Below are 503 nucleotides of genomic sequence, written 5' to 3'. Positions count from 1 at the left end.
ATCAGCTCATCTTCCATCCACTTCTCAACAGAGGCACGTGTGCCTTCGGAAATCTCAAAGCGCACGGGTTTCTGCGTCTTGCTTTGAAGGATCGAAGCCCGTTCCGGTCTTCTTGTAGATCTGAGTGACCTTGGTTCTCCTCATTGAATGGATTCCGTAGGCGCTTGCTTCGAGGCCGATCGACGTGACCCAATCGCGTACAATCCGTGCATACTGGCGTGTCGAGATGTGCAGGCGTTCATGAAATCGGCCGGGCCAAAGGTACTCCGAACCGACCATCAGCTCATCTTCCATCCACTTCTCAACAGAGGATCGTGTGCTTTCGGAAATCTCAAAGCGCACGGGTTTCTGCGTCTTGCTTTGAAGGACCGAAGCCCGTTCCTTGATCTGACCCGATGACATGACATCGGCCACCTTCATCTTCACCAGATCACAGCCGCGGAGCTTACTGTCGATTGCCATATTGAAGAGCGCAAGATCGCGATGGTTTTCGGCAAGCTCGA

At 53.1% G+C, this 503-nt stretch carries 1 protein-coding gene; it reads right to left on the bottom strand.

From position 1 onward, the window contains the following. Window positions 1–54: 54 nt before the first annotated feature. On the bottom strand, window positions 55–503 hold a 449-nt coding region (locus ACR0LX_RS23005; protein ID WP_480785641.1), incomplete at its 5' end, for a tyrosine-type recombinase/integrase.

The organism is Ruegeria sp. CH11 (assembly GCF_056537105.1).
The sequence above is the reverse complement of the archived record's forward strand: the minus strand, read 5'-3'. Positions and strand labels throughout refer to the sequence as shown.